Here is a 23,391-nt window from a genome sequence, read left to right as displayed (position 1 = left end):
GCACTGTGCGTTGCCAGTGCCCGAACCATCAGATCCCCTGACGGGCTTCCTGCATCAGCAGGCGCATATCGCTCACGGCCTTGGCCAGACCGTCGAAGGCGGCGCGGCCGATGATGGCGTGGCCGATGTTGAGCTCATAGAGCTCGGGGATGGCGGCGATGGCCTTGACGTTGTGGTAGTGCAGACCGTGGCCGGCATTGACCTTGAGCCCCTTGCCAGCGGCATAGGAGGCACCGGCGGCGATGCGCTTGAACTCGGCGTTGCGCTCGGCATCGGTAGTTGCATCGGCGTAACGGCCAGTGTGGATCTCGATAAAGGGAGCACCACTCTCGGCAGCCGCATCGATCTGAATGGGATCGGCATCGATAAAGAGCGAAACCTGCGCCCCCACCGCGGAGAGACGGGCAACGGCATCAGTCACCTTGTCCAGCTGACCGGCCACGTCCAGACCGCCCTCGGTGGTCACTTCGGTGCGCTTCTCCGGCACCAGACAGACGAAGTGAGGCTTGATGCGGCAGGCGATGCCGATCATCTCTTCGGTCACCGCCATCTCCAGGTTCATTCTGGTCTGGATGGTCTGGCGCAGGATCTCCACATCGCGGTCGGTGATGTGGCGGCGATCTTCACGCAGATGCACGGTAATGCCATCAGCCCCGGCCTGCTCGGCCACGAAGGCGGCCTGTACCGGATCCGGATACTGGGTGCCCCGGGCGTTGCGCAGGGTGGCGATATGGTCGATGTTCACACCCAGATAGATTTCACTCATTGAGAACTCCTTGAAAGGCTTCATCTGTTGACTGCGCGGTCAGCGAATCACCCCGCGCCAATATCCGTATGTCTGTAATCTGTGTCAGCCTTGCATGCTGGCTTTGCGTTTTAAAAACAGCTCCCGGCTCTTTAGCTGACGCTTGCCCAGATAGGGTTGCAGTGCCAGTCGGCTGAAACGTTTGGCCGCCTGCAGCAAGGGAGGGGAATCGAAACGTCCCTCGGCAAAGGCGAGCAGGTGGGCACCGAGAAACAGGGTACGGGGATCCGGCGCCCGCTCGCAAGCAACAAAGCCCAATTCACGCTCGAAGCCATAGAGCAGGGTCGGTTCGATGGGCGACTCGTCGTCCGCCGTGTATTCGAAATCCACCGCATAGCCGAGCGCCTGCAGCAGCAGAAACTCGAAGCGGCGCAGCGGCAGCTCAGGCGTCTCGCCGTCAGCAAGCGCCATGATGGCACGGGCATAGGCATCGAACACTTCGGGGAACGGGGTGTGCGCTTCCAGCAGGTAGTAGACCAGCTCGTTGAGATAAAGGCCGTAGAAGAGGCGATCGCCGCCGAGGCGCAGGGAGTGGTCGGGACATTCGACCTGGGTAAGGTTCTTGAGATCCCCCTTGCCGCGCCAGGCGATGGTGAGCAGGGTAAAGGGTTGCAGCAGCCCCTTGAGAGGGGAGCGTGGCCCGCGAGAACCGCGAGCCACCAGAGTAAAGCGGCCACTATCCTGGGTGAATACCTCGACCAGCTGGCTGGTCTCACGATAGGGCCGGCTATGGATGACGAAAGCCGGGGTCAGCAATCAGTCAGCGCCACTTAATCGTCACCGTAGCCAAGGCTGCGCAGGGCGCGCTCGTCATCGGCCCAGCCTGACTTGACCTTGACCCACAGCTCGAGGTGCACCTTGTTCTGGAACAGCCGTTCCATATCGAGGCGCGCTTCGGTGCCGATGGTCTTGATCTTCTCGCCCTTGTTGCCGATGACCATCTTCTTCTGGCCATCGCGCTCGACCAGAATGAGGCCGTGGATGTGATAGATACCGCTCTCTTCCACCTTGAAGCGCTCGATCTCCACCGTCACCGAGTAGGGCAGCTCCTCACCGGTGAAGCGCATCAGCTTCTCGCGGATGATCTCGGAGGCCATGAAACGGGAAGAGCGATCGGTCACGTAATCTTCCGGGAAGAAGTGGACGTTTTCCGGCAGCAACGGCTTGGCCCACTCGCGGATCTTCTCCACGTTGGTACCCTTCTGGGCACTGATGGGCAGGATATGGGCGAAGTTCATCTGCTGGCCCAGCCACTCGAGGTGGGGAAGCAGCTCCTCCTTCTCCTTGACGTTGTCGATCTTGTTGACCGCCAGCACCACCGGGCACTTGAGATTGCGCAACTTGCCCAGCACCATCTCGTCATCTTTGGTCCAGTGAGTACCGTCCACCATGAATACCACCATGGCCACGTCCCCCAGCGAACTGGTGGCGGCGCGGTTCATCAGGCGGTTGATGGCCCGTTTCTCTTCAATGTGCAGACCCGGGGTATCGACATAGATGGTCTGGTAGTTATCCTCGGTGTCGATCCCCAGGATCCGGTGACGGGTGGTCTGGGGTTTCTTTGAGGTGATGCTGACCTTCTGGCCAAGCAGCTTGTTGAGCAGGGTGGACTTGCCCACGTTGGGGCGGCCCACGATGGCGACAAAGCCGCAGTAGGTTGTATCTGTCATGACAGTTTTTCCAATGCTTGCTGCGCCGCGGCCTGTTCGGCCTTGCGGCGGCTGGTGCCGACCCCTTTGATCGGACCATCCAGACCTTCCACGTCACACTGGACGGTGAACTCCTGGTTGTGGGCTTCGCCCTTGACGTTGGTCACTGTATAGGTCGGCAGGGATTTGCGGCTTCCCTGCAGAATTTCTTGCAGACGGGTCTTGGGATCCTTCTGCTCGATGCCCGGCTTGATCTCCTCCAGACGGCTGGTGTACCAGCCCAGCAGCAGAGTGCGTACTGTCTCGAGATCACTGTCCAGATAGACGGCGCCAATCACCGCCTCGACCGTATCGGCCAGGATCGATTCACGGCGAAAACCGCCGCTTTTCAGCTCGCCCGGCCCCAGGATCAGGTGATCCCCGAGGTCAAACTCGCGCCCCAGCTCGGCCAGGGTCTTCTCGCGCACCAGAGTGGCACGCATCCGGCTGAGATCCCCTTCCGCCGCTTGCGGGAAGCGGTGGAAGAGATCGTCGGCAATCACCAGACTCAAAATCGAGTCACCCAAAAACTCCAGTCGCTCGTTGTGACGGGAGCCGGCGCTGCGGTGAGTCAGCGCCCGGGTCAGCAGTTCCAGATCCTGAAAGACGTGTCCGAGACGGGACTGCAGTCTGTTCATCTTGATATTCATTTACTTGATTCCGCCAATGCGGTTGAAGCGCACCCCTGTCGGTACCCAGCTTGGCAGCAGGGAGCCCTCTTCGCGCTCGAATTCAAAACTTATCCAGATAGCGACCGCCTTGCCGACCAGGTTCTGCTCGGGCACAAAGCCCCAGAAACGGCTGTCGGTACTGTTGTCACGGTTGTCGCCCATCACGAAATATTGCCCCTCCGGTACTACCCACTCATCAGGATAGGTGCCGGGCTGGCGATAGTAACGGCCAACCATATCGGGCATCAGCGGGTTGCGCAGGGTCTCGTGGGAGACATCGCCCAGCTGCTCGGTATAGCGGTCAAGGGGGATCCCCATCTGGGTAAATTCGCCTCTTTGTTCAAACTTGACATCGAGCTTCTGGAAGCCCGGGCACGTTTTCCCCTCCTGCTCCTCGCACTTGGGCCGGATCATCAGCTCCTTGTTGCGATAGATGACCCGATCCCCCGGCATGCCGACCACCCGCTTGATGTAGTCCACCCGCGGTTCGAGGGGGTATTTGAACACCACCACATCGCCGCGCTTGGGCTCACCGGTCTCGAGGAACTTGGTGTTGGTCACCGGGTCCCGCAGACCATAGGCAAACTTCTCCACCAGGATGAAATCGCCCACCAGCAGAGTGGGCATCATGGAGCCTGACGGGATCTGGAACGGTTCAAAGATGAACGAACGCAGGATCAGCACAAAGGTGATGACCGGGAAGACCCCGGCGGTCTGTTCAATCCAGACCGGAACGGGAGCCACCTTGGCCAGGGTTTTGTCATCCAGATGAGCGCCGCCATGGGCACGGGCCACGGCAATTTTGGCGGCTCGCTGTCTGGACCAGATCATCTTGTCCAGACACCAGATAACACCGGTGATCGCGCAGACCACCACCAGGATCAGGGAAAACGTGCTTGCCATCTATTAATCCTTTCCGACGTGGAGAATCGCGAGGAAGGCTTCCTGCGGCACGTCGACACGGCCGAGGGACTTCATCCGCTTCTTACCTTCTTTCTGCTTGTTCAGCAGCTTCTTCTTACGACTCACGTCACCACCGTAGCACTTGGCGGTTACGTCCTTGCGCAGTGCCTTGACGGTGCTGCGCGCGATGATCTGGTTGCCGATGGCCGCCTGAATCGCGATATCAAACATCTGGCGCGGGATCAGCTCGCGCATCTTCTCCACCACCTGACGACCGCGATACTGGGCGTTGTCCTTGTGGGTGATGATGGCCAGCGCGTCGACCCGCTCACCGTTGATCATGATGTCCAGACGGACCATGTCGGAGGTTTCGAAACGCTTGAAGCCGTAGTCCAGCGAGGCGTAGCCGCGGCTGGTTGACTTCAGGCGGTCGAAGAAGTCGAGCACCACTTCCGCCATCGGGATTTCATAGGTCAGCGCCACCTGCTTGCCGTGATAGACCATGTTGGTCTGCACGCCACGCTTCTCGATACAGAGGGTGATCACGTTGCCCATGTACTCCTGCGGCAGCAGGATGTGACACTCGGCGATCGGCTCGCGCATCTCCTTGATGCTGGTGATGGCAGGCATCTGGGCCGGGCTGTCGATGTGGATGGTGGAACCGTCGGTCAGCTCGATCTCGTACACTACGGTCGGCGCCGTGGTGATCAGATCCAGATCGTATTCACGCTCCAGACGCTCCTGAATGATCTCCATGTGCAGCATGCCGAGGAAGCCGCAACGGAAGCCGAAGCCCAGCGCAGTGGAACTCTCCGGTTCGAAGAACAGGGAGGCATCGTTCAGGGAAAGCTTGTCGAGGGCGTCACGGAACGACTCGTAGTCATCGCTGGAGATGGGGAACAGACCCGCATACACCTGCGGCTTCACCTTCTTGAAACCGGCCAGCGCCTTGTCGGCACCGTTCTTGGCCTGAGTCAGGGTATCGCCCACCGGCGCGCCGTGGATGTCCTTGATACCGCAGACAACCCAACCTACCTCGCCGCAACCCAGCCCGTCGGTGTCCACCTGCTTGGGCGTGAAGATACCGATACGATCGACACCCCACACCTGACCGGTGCTCATCACCTTGATCTTGTCGTTCTTCTTCAGGGAACCGTTCTTGATCCGCACCAGAGAGACAACGCCCAGATAGGAGTCGAACCAGGAGTCGATGATCAGCGCCTGCAGCGGCGCGTCCGGATCACCTTCCGGTGCCGGGATCTTGGCCACGATCTCTTCCAGTACCAGATCGACCCCAAGGCCGGTCTTGGCAGAGCAGCGCACCGCATCGACCGCGTCGATACCGACGATGTCTTCGATCTCCTCGGCAACCCGCTCGGGTTCTGCGGCTGGCAGGTCGATCTTGTTCAGTACCGGCACCACTTCCAGATCCATCTCCATGGCGGTGTAGCAGTTGGCCAGAGTCTGTGCCTCAACCCCCTGGCCGGCATCTACCACCAGCAGCGCCCCTTCACAGGCCGCCAAAGAGCGGGAGACCTCGTAGGAGAAATCCACGTGGCCCGGGGTGTCGATAAAGTTCAGCTGGTAGGTGTTACCGTCTTGTGCCTGGTAGTTCAGGGTCACACTCTGCGCCTTGATGGTAATGCCGCGCTCGCGCTCCAGATCCATGGAGTCAAGCACCTGAGCCTGCATCTCGCGGTCGGACAAGCCACCGCAAGTCTGGATCAGACGGTCCGACAGGGTCGATTTACCGTGGTCGATGTGCGCAATAATCGAAAAGTTACGAATGTGTTTCATCGAGCAAGAGTCACTCAAAATTGGTTTAAGGTCGGTTATGGAGGCGCGATTTTACTGGATAACCCGGCTGACGGCCATTCTTTAGTCGCCAACGCCAGTGAAATAGCGCCTGTTCGGTCAGGAGAGGGTACGGACGGGAACCACAACGCCGAGCATGCGGGGGCCATAACGCCCCTCATCAAGCCGGCCGGAAAAGTAACGAACCAGTAAAAAGCCGCCAGCGCCACCCAGCAGAGAGGCCAGAATGGTAATCCCCTCCCCCCCCGAGAGCAGCGGCGCCAACCAGAGTTGCCCCAGCAGAGCACTCGCCAGCAGGCAGAACAGCGGCAGCACATAGACCAGCGCGGCCCCGCGCAGCAGGCTCTCCTGCGGGATGCCGAGCCGAATCTGCTGGCCAACGCTCACCTCGGCGGTAAGGCGAACCCGCAATCGTGGGGCTTTCAGGGGAAACGCCTTGGCGACAGTGCCGGTACCGCAACCGGATTGCTGCTGGCAGCCGTTGCAGGCAGAGCGCCGTTCGCACTCCACCCAGGCATGATCACCCTCAATGGCTACTACGGTCGCCAGCTCTTCACTCATCTCGTTCACGGCAACACCTCGTACTCATGCAATGAGCTGGATCTGAACACGACTCACAGCCAACGGCAAGCAGCGCGCCACTGTGAGCCCAGAGCATGGACTCACTGCACGGCCTCGTTGCGAGCCAGCGGCTGCACCGACTCGGCAATCCGTTTGGCGGTTTCGGCAGGCACTTCCCCGACCACGGTGATCTCAACCCCCACCTCGTTGACGAAGCTCACCAGCGAGGTGGCGCCCTGGCGGATCAGCTGCTGGCGCACCGCCTGCTTGGGATCGACCCGGGAGACATAGACCGAGAGATCCACCAGCCCGTCGGAGAGCATCATGTAATCCACCGGCATACTGGTGGTCACCAGCTGGTGCCTGTCCTGCGACAACACCTTGAAGCCATCTGGCAACCAGGTCACCTGCCAGTTCAGCTGCTGCTGCGGTGCCGGATAGGCATCTTCCAGCGCCAGCGCCGGGGGCAACTTGCTGTTGGCCAGGGTCACCAGCCAAGGGGCAGGCTTGTTCTGCAGCTCCAGATCCACCCCCAGCAGCTGCTCGACCAGATTGCCTTCCCGCTCCACCATGTCGACACGCAGCAGCAGATGGCTCTGCTCGTCAACCCAGAGCATGAAGCCGTACTTGTCGGCCTCCTTGGGCACCAGCCTCACCACCTGAGCCACCACACCCGCGACGCGGCTGCGGCCGGCCAGTACGGGATCATAGCTCTGCAATACCCGGGAGAGCGGCATGCTAACCAGACTCGACCAGATACCTGGGAAGCGGGCATCCTTCAGGGTGTAGGGGTCATGGCTGTTTTCAAAGAAGGTGTATTCGTTCTCGCGCTGCAGATACTCGATCGCCTTGCCGTCGAGGTAGCTGAGATGAGCCACTTCTTTGCCATTGATCACGGCGTGGCTGATGCGGATCGGTTCAAGACGCCCCTGACGGGCCTTGACCATGGACAACTCGAAATTCTGTTGATGCACGGCACTCTGCATCTGCTGCAACAAGGCCTCGGCCGACTTGTCGTCGGCCGAGGCCTTGGCACTGATTAGCAGGAGAGAGGCCAGCAAAATACGGCTGGACTGGCGCACGTTTGTATCCCTGACAACTCGTTATTGTTGGATCTGTCTGTCTTGCAACAGGCGTTGCTGTAACTGGTGATCACGCAGGAAGGCGTTGATGCGTTCGCGCTGCTCCTGCATCTGCTGTTCGGTCATTCCCTGTTGCGGCCGAACGCGGTTGCCCTCTTGCGGATAGTGGACGCTCACTGGCGCGGCACTGCCACCGATGGGGATGGTATTGAGCACAGGGTTGTTCGGCACGCCGTCCTGACCCTGATACTGCTGCACCCCGAAGATAACGGCGGCGGCCACAGACGCTGCGATGGCATATTGCCCCAGCTGTTGGCCAACTCGACGAAACAGGGGCACCACATTGGAATCTGTCTTGACCGGTGCAACGACCGGTTGCGCCACCGGAGCGGCCTCGACCGGCTTGGGTGCCAGTATGGTCGGCTCATCCTCCAGCGCAGCCATGATGCTGTCACTGAGATCCAGTTGCAGATTGACCGGCAGGTCACCCCGCATGGCATCGCCAATCAGGTGGTAACGACCCCAGGTATCTTGCAAGCCGGAGTCCATCTCCAGCTCGTTCAGTACCTCTGCGTCACTCAGCTCACCATCCATCAGGGCAGAGATTTGCTCTTTGTTTGCCATAAGTTAACCCGTCTTTCCCCAGTTAATTCTCGATCAGAGGTTGCAGCTTTTTGTCGATTGCTTCCCTCGCCCGGAAGATACGGGATCTGACCGTACCCACTGGGCAATCCATGATTTCGGCAATCTCTTCATAGCTCAGCCCTTCCAGTTCGCGAAGGGTGATCGCTGTCCTCAGGTCTTCCGGCAATGCCTCAATGGCTGAAAACACGGTGCGTTTGATCTCGTCAGTCAGCGCCAGGTTTTCCGGGGTTGAGACCTCTTGCAAGGCTTCACCGCCACCATAAGACTCCGCTTCGTCAGCCTCCACATCACTGCTCGGGGGCCTGCGCCCCTGGGAGGTCAGATAGTTCTTCGCCGTATTCACGGCAATTCGGTACAACCAGGTGTAAAAAGCACTCTCGCCACGGAATGTCGGCAATGCCCGGTAGGCTTTTATAAACGCCTCTTGCGCCACATCGGGCACGTCGCCGGGGTTGTTGACATACCGGGCAATCAGGTTGACCACCTTATGCTGGTATTTTTTTACCAACAGGTTGAAAGCTGCTTTGTCGCCGCGCTGGACCCGTTCAACCAGCTGTTCGTCCAGTAGATTCTGGTCGCTCATCAGAGCCGTAAAACCCCCATCAGGTTATCGTTCTTCTTTTCCGGCCCTTCCTAAGCGCACAAGTTCAGACAGGGAGAATCAGAGAAAGTTCGAATCTGTTTAAAAAAATGTGATGCAGGCTGCATCCTCGCCCCCGCTTGGGCTACCATGGTGCCAGTTCTTAATCCAGGCCAATGATACTTATGAAAGCAAGTGTTGAATACCTTTGCGACGTACTGATCATTGGCAGCGGTGCCGCTGGTCTGACTCTCGCATTGCGATTGGCAGACCAGGCCAAAGTCCTGGTTCTGAGCAAGGGGCCCATCAGTGAAGGGGCCACTTTCTATGCGCAAGGAGGCATCGCTGCCGTGTTCGACGAGACCGACAGCATCGAATCCCACGTGAGCGACACGCTCAACGCCGGGGCCGGGTTGTGTGACCCGGCCGTGGTCGAGTTCACCGCCCGCCACGCCCGCGAGTCAATCCAGTGGCTCATCCAGCAGGGGGTCCCCTTCGATCAGGAGGAGAACGCCGACGGCGAATCCCAGTACCACCTGACCCGCGAAGGAGGCCACAGCCATCGCCGCATCTTCCACGCGGCGGATGCCACCGGCAAGGCGGTGCAACTCACCCTGATTGATCAGGTTCGCGCTCACCCCAACATCCAGCTGATGGAGCGCTTCAACGCAGTCGACCTCATCACCACCCGCAAGCTCGGTCTGCCGGGCAACAAGGTGCTGGGCGCCTATGTCTGGAACCGCAATGCCGAACAGGTCGAGGTGGTTCGCGCCCGCTTCGTGGCGCTGGCCACCGGCGGCGCCTCCAAGGTCTACCAGTACACCTCCAACCCCGATGTAAGCTCTGGCGATGGCATCGCCATGGCATGGCGCGCCGGCTGCCGGGTGGCGAATCTGGAGTTCAACCAGTTCCACCCCACCAGCCTGTTTCACCCGGACGACCCCAACTTCCTGCTGACCGAAGCGCTGCGTGGCGAGGGGGCCTATCTGCGCCGCCCGGACGGCAGCCGCTTTATGCCTGAGTTTGACGAGCGTGCCGAGCTGGCACCGCGGGATATCGTCGCCCGCGCCATCGACCACGAGATGAAGCGACTCGGGGCGGATTGCATGTATCTGGACATCAGCCACAAACCGGCCGATTTCATCATCAAGCACTTCCCGACCATTTATGAGCGCTGCCTCGCGGTTGGCATCGACATCACCAGGGAGGCGATGCCCATCGTGCCAGCCGCCCACTACACCTGCGGTGGCGTGATGATCGACAACAACGGCCAGACCGACATCCCCGGCCTCTACGCCATCGGCGAAGTGACCTACACCGGTCTGCACGGTGCCAACCGGATGGCCTCCAACTCCCTGCTGGAATGCGTGGTCTACGCCCATCAGGCGGGAGCCGACATTCTGGCCAAGCTGCCGATGAGCGCCGAGCCGCCGCGCCTGCCCGCCTGGGACGAGAGCCAGGTGGAGGATTCTGACGAACTGGTGGTCATTCAGCACAACTGGCACGAGCTGCGGCTGATGATGTGGGACTATGTGGGAATCGTGCGCACCAACAAGCGCCTCGCCCGGGCCAAGCGCCGCATCGATCTGCTCAAGCAGGAGGTGCAGGAGTACTACGCCCACTTCCGGGTCTCCAACAACCTGCTGGAGCTGCGCAACCTGTTGCAGGTGGCCGAGCTTATCGTCAACTGCGCCCTGCAGCGCAAGGAGTCGCGCGGCCTGCACTACAACCTCGATTACCCGGAGATGCTGCCGGACTCGAAACCGACCGTACTGACCCCGGAGCGGGATTGATCCCCTCTCCTGCCATACCAATGACCCCGCTTCGGCGGGGTCATTTTTTTAGGGCAATCCGGGACAAACCGTCGAACAGAGAGCCTCCCTCGTTGCTTGTGCAAAGAGGTAACTAGGGAAAATATGAGATCGCTCAGCGCCGGTCGGCGGGAAAGTTGATTGCCCGGGCCAGCAGGCGGTAGTGATCGGGAACCAGCGCATCGGCGAAGAGCCAGAGCACGCAAGGGCGCCCCTGCTCCGGATGCAATTCAAGGCGCAGCACGCCGGGTAGAATGCGGCTCTTGTTGCCGAGCCGATAGGATACGTTCTGCCAGCGCAGCCACTGGCCATCCCACTCCAGCTCGAACGGAGTACGAGGCAACGCCCGCCAGCTCAAGGCTAGCGCCAGCAACCAGACGGGAGCAAACAGCGCCCACTGCCAGCCGGTTACGAGGGTGCTGACCGGCCAGAGCAGCAACAGAGAGAGGGCCACCAGCCAGTAGCACTGATGGCGGGAGGGGTGAACAGGGATGATCACCCGCTCCACGACATCAGGCCTGACGGTCGTGACGGGCCTGATTGCGCTCCAGGATCAGCTTGATCATGGCGCTGAAGGCGGGATCGGCCGGCACAGCGTGCCCCATGGTCCAGCGGAACAGGTCCGGGTCATCGCTCTCCAGCAGGCGGATAAAGGTCTGCTGATCGGCTTCGCTCAGGGAGTCGAACTCGTGTTCGAAAAAGGGCATAAAAACAACATCCAGCTCGAGCATGCCACGGCGGCAGGCCCACTTCAGGCGGGATTTTTCAACTGGGCTCAACATGGAACTCTCCTTACAAAGACCCGGGGATGGTACCAGCTGGATTTTCCGGCTGACAAACATTAGTTACGTCTTTACCATGCAGGTCACATACTTTCTCTCTGGAATACCATCGTGAGCCTGCAACCCCCTGTTTTTCCTGCCGAGCCGACCCGCTTCGCCCTGACCAAGATAGCCATCACCCGACTGAGTGGTCAGGATCGCGTCAAATATCTGCAAGGTCAGGTCACCTGCGACGTCAACGCCCTGCAACCGGGGCAGAGCACGCTGGGTGGTCACTGTGATCCCAAGGGCAAGCTGTGGAGCGATTTTCGCCTGCTCTGCCTTGAAGAGAGCCTGCTGCTGCTGACTACCCCCTCGGTACTGGAGCGCCAGCTGCCGGAGCTGAAAAAATTTGCCGTCTTCTCCAAGGTGGAGATTGCCGCCGACGAACGCCACGCCACCGGTCTGGCTGGCAAGGGCACCGATGCATGGATCGCCGCGCAGTTTGGTCTGGAGCAGAGCGGTTTGGTCGCTTGCGGCATGGCGGTGAAGATCGAACAGGATCGCTGGCTGCTGGTGAGCAGTGAGCAAGCCGATGCGCTGCCGGCGGGTGACGAATCCCTCTGGTGGGGGCTCGAGATCAAGGCCGGCCTGCCGCACATGGAGGCGGTGCATCAGGGCGAGTTCATCCCGCAGATGCTCAACCTGCAGGCGCTCGACGGCATCTGCTTCAACAAGGGCTGCTACATGGGGCAGGAGACGGTGGCTCGCGCCAAATATCGCGGCGCCAACAACCGCGCCCTGTTCCTGCTGGCGGGCAGTGCCAGTGAGCCGGTCAATGCGGGCGATACCCTGGAGATCCAGCTCGGTGACAACTGGCGTCGCAGCGGCATGGTGCTCAACGCCTGGCAACATCAGGGTCAGGTGTGGCTCACCGCCGTACTGCCGAAGGATACCGAGGCTGACGCCCGTTTTCGCCTCAAGCAGGAGGAGAGCTCCCTGCTCACCCTGCAACCCCTCCCCTACGAACTGACCGAGTAAGGTCGGCTAGCGAGGCACCCGCGCCAGCAGGGCCTCCTTCAGCCAGCGCCCCGCCTGCCCCAGCGGGCGGGCGCGATGCCACTGCAGCTCCAGCGCCAACGCATGGCTGGCGATAAAGTCGGGCTCAAGCACCACCACTTCGCCCCGCTTCAGCGGCTGATGCAGCAGAAATTCCGGAATCGCGGACCAGCCAAGGCCCCGCTTGACCAGCTCCAGCACCCCGAGATCCCCCTCGACCCACCACACCTGAGCCGAGATGCGAAAACGCTGGCGCTCGCTCCCTTCCCGTCTGCCGGTCACCATCAGCTGGCGTGCCCCCTGCAAATCGACCTCCCGCAGCGGCTGCTTGCGCGCCAACGGATGATCCGGCGACACCACCAGCGGCATGGTCACCTCCCCCAGCGAACGGGCAACAATCTCCCGCTGGGGATGCACCTTTTGATAGCTGATGCCAAGCTGGGCCCGCCCAGTCACCAGCATCTCGGTCACATCCTCCATCAGCGGGAAGAGCAGCTCCAGCTCCACGGTCGGATAGCGGGTGGCGAACTCCTCCAGCAGGGTGCCGAGCCAGGGGAGGTGAGAGTCATCGTCGATGGCCAGGGTCAGGCGCGTCTCCACACCTGCCGCCAGTTCGCCGGCAATGGATTGCAACCGCTCACTCTGGGCCAGCAGGATCCCCGCCTCCTGCACCATGCGCGCCCCCGCCTCCGTCAGCTGCGGATAGCGACCACTGCGGTCAAACAGGGTCAGCCCCAGATCGATCTCCAGATTCGAGATGGCGCTGCTCACCACCGACTGCGCCTTGCCCAGCTTGCGGGCAGCGGCGGAGAAGGAGCCGCTCTCGGCGGCGGCCAGCAAGATTTTCAGTTGTTCCAGCGATGGATTCACCCTTCGGCTCCTCTTTTTAGCCCCCGGTAGGCCAGTCATCTATCTATTTTAGCGATAGATACCAACGTGAAACCATCGCAATTTAGCGATAGATTGCCCCCGTGTTTTCAACGTGACTGTTCAAGAGAGTGATTTATGCGTACCCGTAACGACCGCATCCGCCAAGCCATCGGCTTTGAAGTGATTGGCCTGTTCATTGCCGCCCCGCTGGCCAGCTGGGCGACCGGCATTCACCTCAGCCACATGGGGCCACTGGCGCTCTTCTTCTCGGTGATGGCGACCCTCTGGAACTACATCTACAACATCGGGGTCGACAAACTGCTGCTCAAATATCAGGGCCACACCTACAAGAATGTCTGGCAGCGGGTGGTGCACGCCATCGGCTTCGAAGGGGGTCTCCTGACCGTGGCCCTGCCGGCCATGGCCTGGTGGCTCAACGTCAGCATGCTGGAGGCGCTGGTGCTGGATCTGGGCTTCGTTGCCTTCTATCTGGTCTACGCCTTCGTCTACAACTGGGTCTACGACAAGGTATTCCCAATCCCGGTCGAGTCGATGCCGCACCTGCAGCAGAATGCACTGGGTTGAAGAGAAACCGGCAACAAACGGTAAAAACAGGGCACCATCATGAAACCTGATGATGGTGCCGGAGAGGAGGTCGGGACGCGCTGACCGGGCGGTCAGCGGTAGGGGATCAGGCTTGTGCCTTGGCGGCTTCGCTGCTCTCGGCCTCTTCGCTCTCCTGTTGGGCCTGGGCGGCCTGCAGGGCTTCCAGTTCGTTCTGGTAGTCGCTCAGGATCTGCTGGGCCACGGCCATGTCACCCTTGTGCTTGCGCTCGAACAGATGGTGCTGCACCACGCCGTTGAGATACTCCACCGTGATGGGCTGCTCAAGGGTTCCCATCAACTCCTCTTTCTCCAGCTCGGCATTGATTTCATCGGCGGTCGTGCGCAGCAGCCCGGCCAATTGAACCAACATGCGGCGCTCACCTTCGCGCAGCAGGCTCAACATGCGGTTTCTCTGCTGCTCATTCTGTTGGGTCATACATTTCCTTACGTCGATAGGGAACAATCCCGCTCATTCTGCCCTGTCCCCGAGACAGCGTCTATCTCATGCCCCCCACTAATTTTCGGCGTTCGCTCACAAATGGCGCCAGATGCTATTTGCTCCGGCTCTGGGGTATAGTAGCCGCTGATTTTCGGGATATTTCTGCAGCAAAAGGGTGTCCCGCCAGCTTATTCATCGAGGCGAACTTCTCCGTTATGACCGATGCCATTGTGGTGCTCTGCACCTGCCCCGACCAAACCAGTGCCGACCTCCTCTGCGAACAGCTGCTGAACCGCCAGCTGGCCGCCTGCATCAATCAGCTGCCGGGAGTAACCTCCGTCTACCGCTGGCAGGGCAAGGTGGAGCGGGCGCCCGAGATCCAGCTCGTCATCAAATCCCGCCAGCCGCTCTTTGCCGAACTGCAGGCGTGCATTCTGGCCCATCACCCCTATGAGGTGCCCGAGCTGCTGGCGCTACCGGTGAGCGCCGGCCTGCCCGCCTACCTCGCCTGGCTCAAGGAGGAGACCCCATGATGCGCTGTCGCCTGTTCACCCTCCTGCTGGTGCTGCTGACGCTGGCCATAGCCGGACTCGCGCCAGCCCGGGCCAGCGGCACCGATATTCTCGGCTCCCTCGGCCTTGCGGCGAACGCCAAACCGACGTTCCTCAAGGTGGATGAGGCGTTTCGCCTCGAGAGCGAACAGCGGGGTGATCAGCTGCTGCTGACCCTCAACATCGCTGACGACTACTACCTCTATCGCCACAGCCTGCGCTTCAAGGGAACCAACCTCAGCTTCAGCGACCCGGCGCTGCCGGAGGGGAGCGAGCATGAGGATGATTTCTTCGGCAAGACCCGGGTCTACTACCAACAGGTGACCATAGCCGTGCCACTGCGAGAGGTGGGCGAGCACGCTACCCTGCGCCTCACCTATCAGGGCTGTACCGATGGTCTCTGCTACCCGCCGACCGACAAGCTGATCGAGGTTGCCCCGCTCGCCGCGTCTGGCACGGATAACCCGCAGGTGGCCAATCCGTCGCTCAGTCAGCAGGATCAGCTGGCCGCCGCCCTCGGCAGCCAGGGCTTCTGGCTCAGCGTCGCCGCCTTCTTCGCACTGGGGCTGGGACTTGCCTTTACCCCCTGCGTCTTCCCCATGTACCCCATTCTGACCGGCATCATCGCCGGTGCCGGCCATCGCCTCTCCACCAGCCGCGCCTTCCTGCTCTCCATGGTCTATGTGCAGGGGATGGCGGTGACCTACACCCTGCTCGGACTGGTGGTCGCCTCGGCAGGGCTGAAGTTCCAGGCCGCGCTGCAACACCCCTACGTGCTGATCGGCCTCTCGCTGATGTTCGTGCTGCTCGCCCTCTCCATGTTCGGGCTCTACACCCTGCAGTTGCCGAGCAGCTTGCAAACCCGGCTTTCCGGCCTCTCCAACCGCCAGCAGGGCGGCTCGGTCGCCGGGGTCGCCATCATGGGGATGATCTCCGGGCTGGTCTGCTCCCCCTGCACCACGGCCCCGCTCTCGGGGGCGCTGATCTACGTGGCCCAGAGCGGCGATCTCTGGCTTGGCGCTGCGGCGCTCTATGCCCTCTCGCTCGGGATGGGGCTACCGCTGCTGCTGCTCGGCACCTCGGGTGGCAAGCTGCTGCCCAAGGCGGGCGCCTGGATGGATGTGATCAAGCAGCTGTTTGGCTTCGCCCTGCTGGCGGTGCCGATCCTGCTGCTGTCACGGCTCTGGAGCGATCAGATCACCACCCTCGCCTGGCTTGGCTGGGGACTGCTGCTGTGCGGCTATCTCTATCACCACAACCAGCACCAGCCCCACTCGGTGGCCAAGAGCCTGCGCGGCTTCGTGCTGCTGCTGGCGATGATCAGCGCCGTAGTGGTGGGCAAGGATCTACTGCAACCGCCCGCTACCGGCACGGTCACGACGGCCACCAACCAGAGTGCCCCGCAGTTTGTCCGCATCAAGACCCTGGCTGACCTCAAGGTGCAGCTGGCTGCCGCCAGCGGCAAGCCGGTGCTGCTCGACCTCTACGCCGACTGGTGCGTTGCCTGCAAGGAGTTCGAACACAAGACCTTCAGCGACCCGGCAGTGCGCGAGCGTTTCGGTCAGATGGTGCTGCTGCAGGCGGATGTCACCGCCAACGACGATGCCGATGTCGAGCTGCTCAACACCCTCAATGTGCTCGGACTGCCGACCCTCATCTTCTTCGACCGTGAGGGCAAGGAGCTAACAGGCCTGCGGGTCACCGGCTTTATGGGGCCGGCGGAGTTCCGCGATCACCTCGACAGGGTCAGCCATGCCAAGTGAGCTGCGCCGACTGCAGGCAAGCGATGCGCCGGCCTTGCAGCGGCTGCTGGAACTGGCCCCAGCCTATCAGGCGGCAGTGAGCGATGAGCCTCTCTCCGCGCAAGCCGCAGAAGAGGAGCTGGTAGCCTGCCCACCCGACCTGCCGCTCTCTGCCAAGCATCTCATCGGTCGCTGGGAGGAGGGAGTGCTGACCGCGGTGGTGGATCTGCTGCGTGGTTATCCCGACCCGACCACCGCCTATCTGGGGCTGTTGCTGGTAGGGGAACCCTGGCAAGGGGCTGGTCGTGGTCAGGCGCTCTATCGCCACGCCAGCTCACTGGCGCGCTCATGGGGAGCCACCCGGCTTCGCCTGTCGGTCATTGCCAGCAATGAATCCGCACTCTCTTTTTGGCAGCGCAGAGGGTTCACCGAGTGCTATCGTCGCGAGCTGGCCGGCTATCGGGCCGAGGCCATCGTGCTGGAACGCGCACTGGAACCGTGAGCCGAGGTTTGCCACCGCCCGTTCGCGTGGCACAATCTGCCCTCCCGTTTTGCTCTTTTTGCACCTGTTCGGAGTTTTGATGAAAAAGTGGTTCATCCCCCTGCTGGCCCTCTGGCTGTTTGGTTGTAGTGCAGGGCCCGGAGAAGATGTTATCCGCCAGCAGGTTACCGCCAAGTTGCTGGCCGAAACGGATGCCAACCTGTTCGATATCAGCGACTTCACCATCCTCGGCAAGGAGGAGCGGATGGAGGGGGTCTATCTGGTCAAGGTAAGCTACCAGCTTCACTTCAAACAGGGACTGGATCAGCTGCAGGTGCTGCACGACGAAGATCTGATTTATGACCGTGTCGGCCCCTTCCAGCAGGAGATGGGACTGATGGAGCTCGAGCGCAAATATGGCGAGTTCGAAGCGGGTCAGGTGCTGCCGCAAGAGGCCGAGGTGTGGATGATGAAGGGCGAACAGGGGTGGCGACTGGCTGAACCGGCGCAATAAAGGGCTGACCGCCCCTTACTCTCTGCAAGCTAGGCAACGGCAGCTCTGCCGTGGTTGACCAGCTCAGACCTGGGTATCGACCCGATACCCTTTTTGGTCTGCGGGTTCACCCGGCAGCTTGCTGGCCAACCCCGACAGCACATCCTTGAGGGTGATCCCGCTATCTGCCGCACCGCTGCTCTCCAGCAGCTTGGTCAGCTGGCTCTGCAAGGGGTCAATCGCGTCGTTCTGCCCGCCTTGGCTGCTCTCTTTGTCCTTCCCACCTGGTTGATCCAGCGTCTCCAGCAGACGCGCCAGATTCCGTTTCAGCGGGCTCTCGCTGTTGTCGGCGAGCGCAATCTTTCGTTGTTCCTGTTCTTGCCGCTGTTGTTGCTGCAACGCCAGTTGCTGCTCCTGCTGCTGTTGCAGGGCTCCCATCATGGTATTGATGAACGCCTCCAGCGAGTCCTTGATTGACATATGGCTGCCGCCTCCCTCTCCTTTCGACGACACTCCGAGATTATCCAGCACAGAGCCAAGATCGCGCACCATCCGGCTGTCACTGCCAGTTGATGACGACAGCGTCGTCCTCGCCAATGGCTGCGCGATATAAGATCCCTGCCGTTGCACCAGCGGGCTGGGCCCGCCTGACGCGACCACATTCATCTCCATCTCTGCCCTCCTTCACATCTTTTTCGGCCAGCGAACCCGCTCTTGTTCACCTGACTCGGCATCACTCTCACACCTAAAAGATAGCGCCAACCGGAAGGGATTGGCGCTAACGCATTTTTTGGTCTATCAGGCTGTGCGCTAGTGCAGTGCCGCTATAAACAAGGGCTGGCGGGGCACAGTGCCCCGCCAGTGACTCAGAAGATATCCTTGAAACGGTGCCACAGCATCCCCAGCGCCAGCAGCGGAGAGCGCAGCGCCGGGCCTCCCGGGAAGGTGATATGGGGCACGCTGGCGAAGAGATCGAAACCCCGGCTCTCGCCGCGGATCGCCTCGGCTACCAGCTTGCCCGCCATATGGGTGGCATTGAGACCATGCCCCGAGTAGGCCTGGGCGTAGAGCACATTGGGATGATCCTTGAGACGGCCAATCTGCGGCAGCCGGTTGGCGCCAATCCCGATCATCCCGCCCCACTGAAACTCGATGGCGGTGCCAGCCAGCTCGGGGAAGACCCGCAGCATCTTGGGCAACATAAAGGCCTTGATATCCTTCGGGTCTCGCCCCGAATAGTTGCAGGCCCCGCCAAACAGCAGACGACCGTCGGCGGAGAGGCGGTAGTAGTCGAGCGCCACGTTCTGATCGCACACCGCCATATTTTGCGGCAGCAAGCGCTGGCGCAAGCGGCGATCCAGCACCTCGGTGGCGAGAATGTAGGAGCCGGCCGGCAGCACCCGTCCTCCCAGCTCCGGATTGAGGTCATTGAGATAGGCGTTGCAGCCGATCACCAGATAGTCGGCAGTGACCCGGCCGTGGGCGGTGGTCACTTCAACCTGCTTGCCGTAATCGATATGGGTCACTCTGGAGTGTTCAAACAGGGAAACCCCGAGGCTGGCTGCAGCGCGCGCCTCGCCGAGCGCCAGATTGAGGGGATGGAGATGGCCGGAGCCCATGTCGATAAGGCCGCCGATATAGCGATCCGACCCCACCACGCTATGGATATCTGCGCGCGGAACCAGCTTGAGTTCGTGCTCATAGCCCAGACTCGCCAGATGGTCGAGATCCTCCTCGAAGCCGGCCAGATGGCGCTGACGGGTGGCCAGATCGCAGTAACCCCAGGTGAGGTCACACTCGATATTGAAACGCTCGACCCGCTCGCGTACCAGCTGCACCGCCTCCAGCCCCATCAGGTCGAGCTCGCGTACCCCTTCCTCACCAATCCAGCGGGCGAACTGGCTGGTATCGTGGCCGATACCGCGAATAAGCTGGCCGCCGTTACGCCCGGAGGCGCCCCAGCCGATGCGGTTGGCCTCCAACAGCACCACCTTGTAGCCTGCATCAGCCAGGTTGATGGCGGTGTTGAGACCGGTAAAACCGCCGCCGATAATGCAGACATCCGCTTTCAGCTCGGCCTCGAGTTCCGGCCACTGCTGCGGATCGTTGCGGGTCGCGGCGTAGTAGGAGGCCGCGTGCTCCTGATATCCGATGTGCTTTCCTGCCTGCATGTTCAGCATCCTGCCTTGTTGCAAATTGTTTAATAAAATAAGCAAACTTGTTTCGATAATACCCAGCTACGGCACGGCAAACCAGCTACCACGGATCACAGAAATGCAAAAGGCGCCCCGAAGGGCGCCTTTTCATGCAATCAAGGTGCTGTAACGAATTACAGTACGTCGATGGCGTTCAGGTCGGAGAAAGCCTGTTCCAGACGCTTGATCATGGAAGTCTGACCTTCACGCAGCCATACGCGCGGGTCGTAGTACTTCTTGTTCGGCTTGTCGGCACCTTCCGGGTTGCCCAGCTGACCTTGCAGGTAAGCTTCGTTCTTCTTGTAGAAGTGCAGCAGACCTTCCCAAGTAGCCCACTGGGTGTCGGTGTCGATGTTCATCTTCACTACGCCGTAGGAGATGGACTCGCGGATCTCTTCCAGAGTGGAACCTGAACCACCGTGGAATACGAAGTCCAGAGACTTGGCCGGGATGCCGAACTTCTCGGAAACGTACTTCTGGGAAGCGTCCAGGATGGACGGGGTCAGTTTGACGTTACCCGGCTTGTATACACCGTGTACGTTGCCGAAGGAGGCAGCGATGGTGAAACGCGGGCTGATCTTGGACAGACGCTCGTAAGCGTAGGCAACATCTTCCGGCTGGGTGTACAGAGCGGACTGATCCATGTGGCTGTTGTCGACGCCGTCTTCTTCGCCACCGGTGCAACCCAGTTCCAGCTCCAGAGTCATGTTCATCTTGGCCATGCGGGTCAGGTACTCGCAGCAGATGTCGATGTTCTCTTCCAGAGACTCTTCGGACAGATCCAGCATGTGGGAGGAGAACAGCGGCTTGCCGGTTTCAGCAAAGTGCTTCTCACCCGCTTCCAGCAGACCGTCGATCCACGGCAGCAGCTTCTTGGCAGCGTGGTCGGTGTGCAGGATTACCGGCACGCCGTAGGCTTCGGCAACAGCGTGAACGTGCTTGGCACCGGAGATGGCACCCAGGATGGCAGCTTTCTGACCTTCCAGCTTCAGACCCTTACCGGCGGTGAACACGGCACCACCGTTGGAGAACTGAACGATAACCGGCGCTTTAACCTTGGCGGCAGCTTCCAGTACGGCGTTCACGGAGTCGGTACCAACACAGTTTACGGCCGGCAGAGCGAAGCCGTTCTCTTTAGCGATGGCGAACACTTTCTGAACGTCATCACCAGTGATCACGCCGGGTTTTACGAAGTCGAAAATTTTCTTAGACATGTTTAATCGTCCTGTCTCGTATGCCGTTAATAAAAAATGGGGGGTTCATCATGAACCGGCACAGCGGGCACATGATAAACGAAACGGGAGGCTTTTGCCCCCCGTTCCGGGTCAATTAGGCTTTGGCGCGCTGTTCCAGAATCTCAACAGCCGGCAGAACCTTGCCTTCTACGAACTCCAGGAAGGCGCCGCCGCCAGTGGAGATGTAGGAGACTTTGTCAGCGATGCCGAACTTGTCGATGGCAGCCAGGGTGTCACCACCGCCAGCGATGGAGAAGGCCGGAGAAGCAGCGATGGCTTCAGCGATAACCTTGGTGCCTTCAGCGAACTGGTCGAACTCGAACACACCAACCGGGCCGTTCCACAGGATGGTCTTGGCGTTCATGATGATGTCAGCCAGAGCCTTGGCAGAATCCGGGCCGATGTCGAAGATCATGTCGCCGTCGGTCACATCGTTAACAGACTTGATGGTGGCAGGAGTGGACTCGGAGAACTCGGCGCCTACAACCACGTCGGTGGTCACAGGAATGTTGGTCTCGGCAGCCAGTTTCTTGGCGGTGTCGATCAGGTCGTGCTCGCACAGGGACTTGCCGACATTGTGACCGGCAGCAGCGATGAAGGTGTTGGCGATGCCACCACCGACAACCAGCTGGTCAGCGATTTTGGAGAGGGATTCCAGAACGGTCAGCTTGGTGGAGACCTTGGAGCCGCCAACGATGGCAACCATCGGGCGCTCGGGCTTCAGCATGGCTTTGCCCAGCGCTTCCAGTTCACCAGCCAGCAGCGGGCCGGCACAAGCGACCGGAGCGAACTGAGCCACACCGTAGGTGGAGCCTTCGGCGCGGTGAGCAGTACCGAACGCATCCATTACAAAGACGTCACACAGGGCGGCGTATTTTTTGGCCAGCTCTTCGGTGTTCTTCTTCTCGCCTTTGTTGAAGCGGCAGTTTTCCAGCACAACCAGCTCACCGGCAGCGACTTCTACGCCATCCAGGTAATCCTTGGCCAGGCGAACCGGGCAGGACAGAGCGTCTTTCAGATAGTTGACAACCGGCAGCAGAGAGAACTCTTCGTTGTACTCGCCTTCGGTCGGACGACCCAGGTGGGAGGTGATCATCAGCTTGGCGCCCTTTTCCAGAGCCAGCTTGATGGTCGGCAGGGTAGCAACGATACGTGCATCGGAGGTGACCTTGCCGTCTTTTACCGGCACGTTCAGGTCAGCACGGATCAGAACGCGTTTGCCCGCCAGATCCAGGTCAGTCATCTTGATAACAGACATATTCAGTCCTCTATATTTTCCAGGTAATGTTAAAAACAGTAACCTTTCGCCCGGGGCAGGCTCAGCCTGCAACCATCATGGCCCGGGTGGTATCCAGCATCCGGTTTGCGAAGCCCCATTCGTTATCGCACCACATCAACATCTTGACGAGGTTGGCATCGCTCACTCGGGTCTGGGTACCATCAATGATGCATGAGTGCGCATCATGATTGAAGTCTACGGAGACCAGCGGTTCTTCCGTGTAATCCAGAATACCGTGTAATGTACCTCTGGATGCCCGTTGCAGGGCTTGATTTACGTCACTAACTGTCACTTTTTTACGAACAGTAATACTGAGATCCATCGCTGTTACATTGATGGTCGGCACCCGCACCGCGATCGCCTCGAACTTGCCGGCGAAGTGGGGCAGGATACGCTCCAGCCCCTTTGCCAGCTTGGTATCCACCGGAATGATGGACTGACTGGCAGCGCGGGTTCGGCGCAAGTCACTGTGGTAGGCATCGATGACTTGCTGATCATGCATGGCCGAATGAATTGTCGTAATAGTACCACAATTTATCTCGAATTCTCGATGCAATGTTTCAATCACCGGCACCACGCAGTTGGTGGTACAGGAGGCGTTGGAGACGATCCGCTCGCGCCCCGTCAGCACCTGATGATTGACCCCGTAGACGATGGTGGCGTCCACATCCGCTTCAGCCGGATGAGAGAACAAAACCTTGCCCGCCCCCGCCGCCAGATGCAGCTCGGCATCGGCCCGCGAGCCAAATACCCCGGTGCAGTCGAGCACCACATCCACCCCCAGCGCCCGCCACGGCAAGTTCGACGGATCCCGCTCGGCAAACAGGGAGATAAGATCCTCCCCCACCAGCATGCTGTTGCCAGCCAGCTGCACCGGATAGTGAAAACGACCGTGGCTGGTATCGAAGCGGGTCAGGTGCACCATGGCTTCGGGAGCCGCCAGCTCGTTGATGGCGACGATCTTGATGGTCTTGTCGCGCCCGCTCTCGTAGAGGGCTCGCAGTACATTGCGGCCGATCCGTCCGTAACCGTTGATGGCAATCTTGATCATCTGGCAGCCAGTTCCTTACCACAGATTTGCTAGCACATGGGCTAGAGAAAAGAGCAGCCAACCGGCTG

General features: G+C 60.4%; 26 protein-coding genes. 7 read left to right on the top strand and 19 right to left on the bottom strand.

From position 1 onward, the window contains the following. Window positions 1–28: 28 nt before the first annotated feature. From pdxJ to rpoE, 10 genes are all read right to left on the bottom strand, one after another. Window positions 29–766, bottom strand: a complete 738-nt coding sequence (gene pdxJ, locus AAHA41_RS20540) for a pyridoxine 5'-phosphate synthase (protein ID WP_005335389.1) — start codon at window positions 764–766, stop codon at window positions 29–31. An 84-nt stretch (window positions 767–850) separates the two neighbouring features. Continuing rightward, window positions 851–1,561 (bottom strand): DNA repair protein RecO, encoded by a 711-nt coding sequence (gene recO, locus AAHA41_RS20535; RefSeq protein WP_058056975.1) that lies wholly within the window; start codon window positions 1,559–1,561, stop codon window positions 851–853. A 14-nt stretch (window positions 1,562–1,575) separates the two neighbouring features. Continuing rightward, window positions 1,576–2,475: a GTPase Era gene (gene era / locus AAHA41_RS20530; protein ID WP_033112795.1), complete on the bottom strand. Its 900-nt coding sequence runs from the start codon at window positions 2,473–2,475 to the stop codon at window positions 1,576–1,578. Then, complete coding sequence (rnc, locus tag AAHA41_RS20525; RefSeq protein ID WP_033112794.1) at window positions 2,472–3,143, bottom strand: ribonuclease III; 672 nt, start codon at window positions 3,141–3,143, stop codon at window positions 2,472–2,474. Before rnc ends, era begins: the two co-directional genes overlap by 4 nt. Next, a complete protein-coding gene (lepB, locus tag AAHA41_RS20520) occupies window positions 3,144–4,067 on the bottom strand; it encodes a signal peptidase I (protein ID WP_323070473.1) in 924 nt (307 codons plus the stop codon). Window positions 4,068–4,070: 3 nt separating this feature from the next. After that, window positions 4,071–5,864 (bottom strand): translation elongation factor 4, encoded by a 1,794-nt coding sequence (gene lepA, locus AAHA41_RS20515; RefSeq protein WP_033112792.1) that lies wholly within the window; start codon window positions 5,862–5,864, stop codon window positions 4,071–4,073. A gap of 117 nt (window positions 5,865–5,981) precedes the next feature. Then, window positions 5,982–6,443, bottom strand: a complete 462-nt coding sequence (locus AAHA41_RS20510) for a SoxR reducing system RseC family protein (protein WP_033112791.1) — start codon at window positions 6,441–6,443, stop codon at window positions 5,982–5,984. 101 nt (window positions 6,444–6,544) lie between these two features. Further along, window positions 6,545–7,525: a MucB/RseB C-terminal domain-containing protein gene (locus AAHA41_RS20505; protein ID WP_033112790.1), complete on the bottom strand. Its 981-nt coding sequence runs from the start codon at window positions 7,523–7,525 to the stop codon at window positions 6,545–6,547. Between the two features lie 21 nt (window positions 7,526–7,546). Continuing rightward, a complete protein-coding gene (locus AAHA41_RS20500; protein ID WP_033112789.1) occupies window positions 7,547–8,149 on the bottom strand; it encodes an RseA family anti-sigma factor in 603 nt (200 codons plus the stop codon). A gap of 22 nt (window positions 8,150–8,171) precedes the next feature. Then, entirely contained in the window at window positions 8,172–8,753 is a 582-nt protein-coding gene (rpoE, locus tag AAHA41_RS20495; RefSeq protein ID WP_033112788.1) for an RNA polymerase sigma factor RpoE, read from the bottom strand. Between the two features lie 182 nt (window positions 8,754–8,935). Here rpoE and nadB point away from each other — a divergent pair, with 182 nt between their 5' ends. Further along, on the top strand, window positions 8,936–10,543 hold the full coding sequence (gene nadB / locus AAHA41_RS20490) for an L-aspartate oxidase (protein WP_041210626.1): 1,608 nt from the start codon (window positions 8,936–8,938) through the stop codon (window positions 10,541–10,543). Between the two features lie 133 nt (window positions 10,544–10,676). Here the strand turns inward: nadB and AAHA41_RS20485 are convergent, their stop codons facing one another. Together AAHA41_RS20485 and AAHA41_RS20480 are read right to left on the bottom strand one after the other, a co-directional pair. Further along, window positions 10,677–11,054, bottom strand: coding sequence for a protein YgfX (locus AAHA41_RS20485; protein WP_323070494.1), 378 nt, complete (start codon window positions 11,052–11,054; stop codon window positions 10,677–10,679). A 19-nt stretch (window positions 11,055–11,073) separates the two neighbouring features. Further along, a complete protein-coding gene (locus tag AAHA41_RS20480; protein WP_323070474.1) occupies window positions 11,074–11,343 on the bottom strand; it encodes a succinate dehydrogenase assembly factor 2 in 270 nt (89 codons plus the stop codon). A 111-nt stretch (window positions 11,344–11,454) separates the two neighbouring features. Between AAHA41_RS20480 and ygfZ the strand changes: the two genes are divergently transcribed. Further along, a complete protein-coding gene (ygfZ, locus tag AAHA41_RS20475) occupies window positions 11,455–12,363 on the top strand; it encodes a tRNA-modifying protein YgfZ (protein WP_323070475.1) in 909 nt (302 codons plus the stop codon). A gap of 6 nt (window positions 12,364–12,369) precedes the next feature. On the opposite strand, the gene AAHA41_RS20470 is transcribed toward ygfZ, so the two are convergent. Further along, a complete protein-coding gene (locus AAHA41_RS20470) occupies window positions 12,370–13,251 on the bottom strand; it encodes a LysR family transcriptional regulator (protein ID WP_041210628.1) in 882 nt (293 codons plus the stop codon). 135 nt (window positions 13,252–13,386) lie between these two features. Here AAHA41_RS20470 and AAHA41_RS20465 point away from each other — a divergent pair, with 135 nt between their 5' ends. Then, a complete protein-coding gene (locus tag AAHA41_RS20465; protein ID WP_323070476.1) occupies window positions 13,387–13,836 on the top strand; it encodes a PACE efflux transporter in 450 nt (149 codons plus the stop codon). A gap of 106 nt (window positions 13,837–13,942) precedes the next feature. On the opposite strand, the gene AAHA41_RS20460 is transcribed toward AAHA41_RS20465, so the two are convergent. After that, the gene (locus AAHA41_RS20460; RefSeq protein ID WP_041210630.1) at window positions 13,943–14,293 is read right to left on the bottom strand and encodes a hypothetical protein; all 351 of its coding nucleotides are present in this window, start codon (window positions 14,291–14,293) and stop codon (window positions 13,943–13,945) included. Between the two features lie 218 nt (window positions 14,294–14,511). Between AAHA41_RS20460 and cutA the strand changes: the two genes are divergently transcribed. The 4 genes from cutA to AAHA41_RS20440 all read left to right on the top strand — a co-directional run bounded on the left by cutA (window position 14,512) and on the right by AAHA41_RS20440 (window position 17,584). Then, window positions 14,512–14,829, top strand: a complete 318-nt coding sequence (gene cutA / locus AAHA41_RS20455) for a divalent-cation tolerance protein CutA (protein WP_323070477.1) — start codon at window positions 14,512–14,514, stop codon at window positions 14,827–14,829. After that, complete coding sequence (locus tag AAHA41_RS20450; protein ID WP_323070478.1) at window positions 14,826–16,610, top strand: protein-disulfide reductase DsbD; 1,785 nt, start codon at window positions 14,826–14,828, stop codon at window positions 16,608–16,610. Before cutA ends, AAHA41_RS20450 begins: the two co-directional genes overlap by 4 nt. Continuing rightward, complete coding sequence (locus AAHA41_RS20445; protein ID WP_323070479.1) at window positions 16,600–17,091, top strand: GNAT family N-acetyltransferase; 492 nt, start codon at window positions 16,600–16,602, stop codon at window positions 17,089–17,091. Before AAHA41_RS20450 ends, AAHA41_RS20445 begins: the two co-directional genes overlap by 11 nt. A gap of 79 nt (window positions 17,092–17,170) precedes the next feature. Then, window positions 17,171–17,584 carry a hypothetical protein gene (locus tag AAHA41_RS20440; RefSeq protein WP_042029699.1) on the top strand — a complete coding sequence of 138 codons (414 nt, stop codon included), beginning with the start codon at window positions 17,171–17,173 and terminating at the stop codon, window positions 17,582–17,584. A gap of 63 nt (window positions 17,585–17,647) precedes the next feature. Here the strand turns inward: AAHA41_RS20440 and AAHA41_RS20435 are convergent, their stop codons facing one another. From AAHA41_RS20435 to epd, 5 genes are all read right to left on the bottom strand, one after another. Beyond that, window positions 17,648–18,043, bottom strand: a complete 396-nt coding sequence (locus AAHA41_RS20435; protein WP_323070480.1) for a hypothetical protein — start codon at window positions 18,041–18,043, stop codon at window positions 17,648–17,650. A gap of 386 nt (window positions 18,044–18,429) precedes the next feature. Beyond that, entirely contained in the window at window positions 18,430–19,734 is a 1,305-nt protein-coding gene (locus AAHA41_RS20430) for an FAD-binding oxidoreductase (protein WP_323070481.1), read from the bottom strand. A 158-nt stretch (window positions 19,735–19,892) separates the two neighbouring features. After that, window positions 19,893–20,972, bottom strand: a complete 1,080-nt coding sequence (gene fbaA, locus AAHA41_RS20425) for a class II fructose-bisphosphate aldolase (RefSeq protein WP_042029694.1) — start codon at window positions 20,970–20,972, stop codon at window positions 19,893–19,895. Window positions 20,973–21,087: 115 nt separating this feature from the next. Next, the gene (locus tag AAHA41_RS20420) at window positions 21,088–22,251 is read right to left on the bottom strand and encodes a phosphoglycerate kinase (protein WP_041210638.1); all 1,164 of its coding nucleotides are present in this window, start codon (window positions 22,249–22,251) and stop codon (window positions 21,088–21,090) included. A 61-nt stretch (window positions 22,252–22,312) separates the two neighbouring features. Beyond that, the gene (gene epd / locus AAHA41_RS20415; protein ID WP_042029692.1) at window positions 22,313–23,323 is read right to left on the bottom strand and encodes an erythrose-4-phosphate dehydrogenase; all 1,011 of its coding nucleotides are present in this window, start codon (window positions 23,321–23,323) and stop codon (window positions 22,313–22,315) included. Window positions 23,324–23,391: the final 68 nt, after the last annotated feature.

The sequence above is a fragment of the Aeromonas sp. SER genome, assembly GCF_038739615.1.
In the GTDB taxonomy this organism is placed as follows: domain Bacteria; phylum Pseudomonadota; class Gammaproteobacteria; order Enterobacterales; family Aeromonadaceae; genus Aeromonas; species Aeromonas jandaei.
This window is presented reverse-complemented; position numbering and strand designations above follow the sequence as displayed.

Coding starts and splice junctions, on each gene's coding strand:
- pdxJ (WP_005335389.1), bottom strand. CDS start 766: ATGAGTGAAATCTATCTGGGTGTGAACATCGACCATATCGCCACCCTG.
- era (WP_033112795.1), bottom strand. CDS start 2,475: ATGACAGATACAACCTACTGCGGCTTTGTCGCCATCGTGGGCCGCCCC.
- rnc (WP_033112794.1), bottom strand. CDS start 3,143: ATGAATATCAAGATGAACAGACTGCAGTCCCGTCTCGGACACGTCTTT.
- lepB (WP_323070473.1), bottom strand. CDS start 4,067: ATGGCAAGCACGTTTTCCCTGATCCTGGTGGTGGTCTGCGCGATCACC.
- lepA (WP_033112792.1), bottom strand. CDS start 5,864: ATGAAACACATTCGTAACTTTTCGATTATTGCGCACATCGACCACGGT.
- AAHA41_RS20510 (WP_033112791.1), bottom strand. CDS start 6,443: ATGAGTGAAGAGCTGGCGACCGTAGTAGCCATTGAGGGTGATCATGCC.
- AAHA41_RS20500 (WP_033112789.1), bottom strand. CDS start 8,149: ATGGCAAACAAAGAGCAAATCTCTGCCCTGATGGATGGTGAGCTGAGT.
- rpoE (WP_033112788.1), bottom strand. CDS start 8,753: ATGAGCGACCAGAATCTACTGGACGAACAGCTGGTTGAACGGGTCCAG.
- nadB (WP_041210626.1), top strand. CDS start 8,936: ATGAAAGCAAGTGTTGAATACCTTTGCGACGTACTGATCATTGGCAGC.
- AAHA41_RS20480 (WP_323070474.1), bottom strand. CDS start 11,343: ATGTTGAGCCCAGTTGAAAAATCCCGCCTGAAGTGGGCCTGCCGCCGT.
- AAHA41_RS20465 (WP_323070476.1), top strand. CDS start 13,387: ATGCGTACCCGTAACGACCGCATCCGCCAAGCCATCGGCTTTGAAGTG.
- AAHA41_RS20460 (WP_041210630.1), bottom strand. CDS start 14,293: ATGACCCAACAGAATGAGCAGCAGAGAAACCGCATGTTGAGCCTGCTG.
- cutA (WP_323070477.1), top strand. CDS start 14,512: ATGACCGATGCCATTGTGGTGCTCTGCACCTGCCCCGACCAAACCAGT.
- AAHA41_RS20450 (WP_323070478.1), top strand. CDS start 14,826: ATGATGCGCTGTCGCCTGTTCACCCTCCTGCTGGTGCTGCTGACGCTG.
- AAHA41_RS20445 (WP_323070479.1), top strand. CDS start 16,600: ATGCCAAGTGAGCTGCGCCGACTGCAGGCAAGCGATGCGCCGGCCTTG.
- AAHA41_RS20440 (WP_042029699.1), top strand. CDS start 17,171: ATGAAAAAGTGGTTCATCCCCCTGCTGGCCCTCTGGCTGTTTGGTTGT.
- AAHA41_RS20435 (WP_323070480.1), bottom strand. CDS start 18,043: ATGTCAATCAAGGACTCGCTGGAGGCGTTCATCAATACCATGATGGGA.
- AAHA41_RS20430 (WP_323070481.1), bottom strand. CDS start 19,734: ATGCAGGCAGGAAAGCACATCGGATATCAGGAGCACGCGGCCTCCTAC.
- fbaA (WP_042029694.1), bottom strand. CDS start 20,972: ATGTCTAAGAAAATTTTCGACTTCGTAAAACCCGGCGTGATCACTGGT.
- AAHA41_RS20420 (WP_041210638.1), bottom strand. CDS start 22,251: ATGTCTGTTATCAAGATGACTGACCTGGATCTGGCGGGCAAACGCGTT.
- epd (WP_042029692.1), bottom strand. CDS start 23,323: ATGATCAAGATTGCCATCAACGGTTACGGACGGATCGGCCGCAATGTA.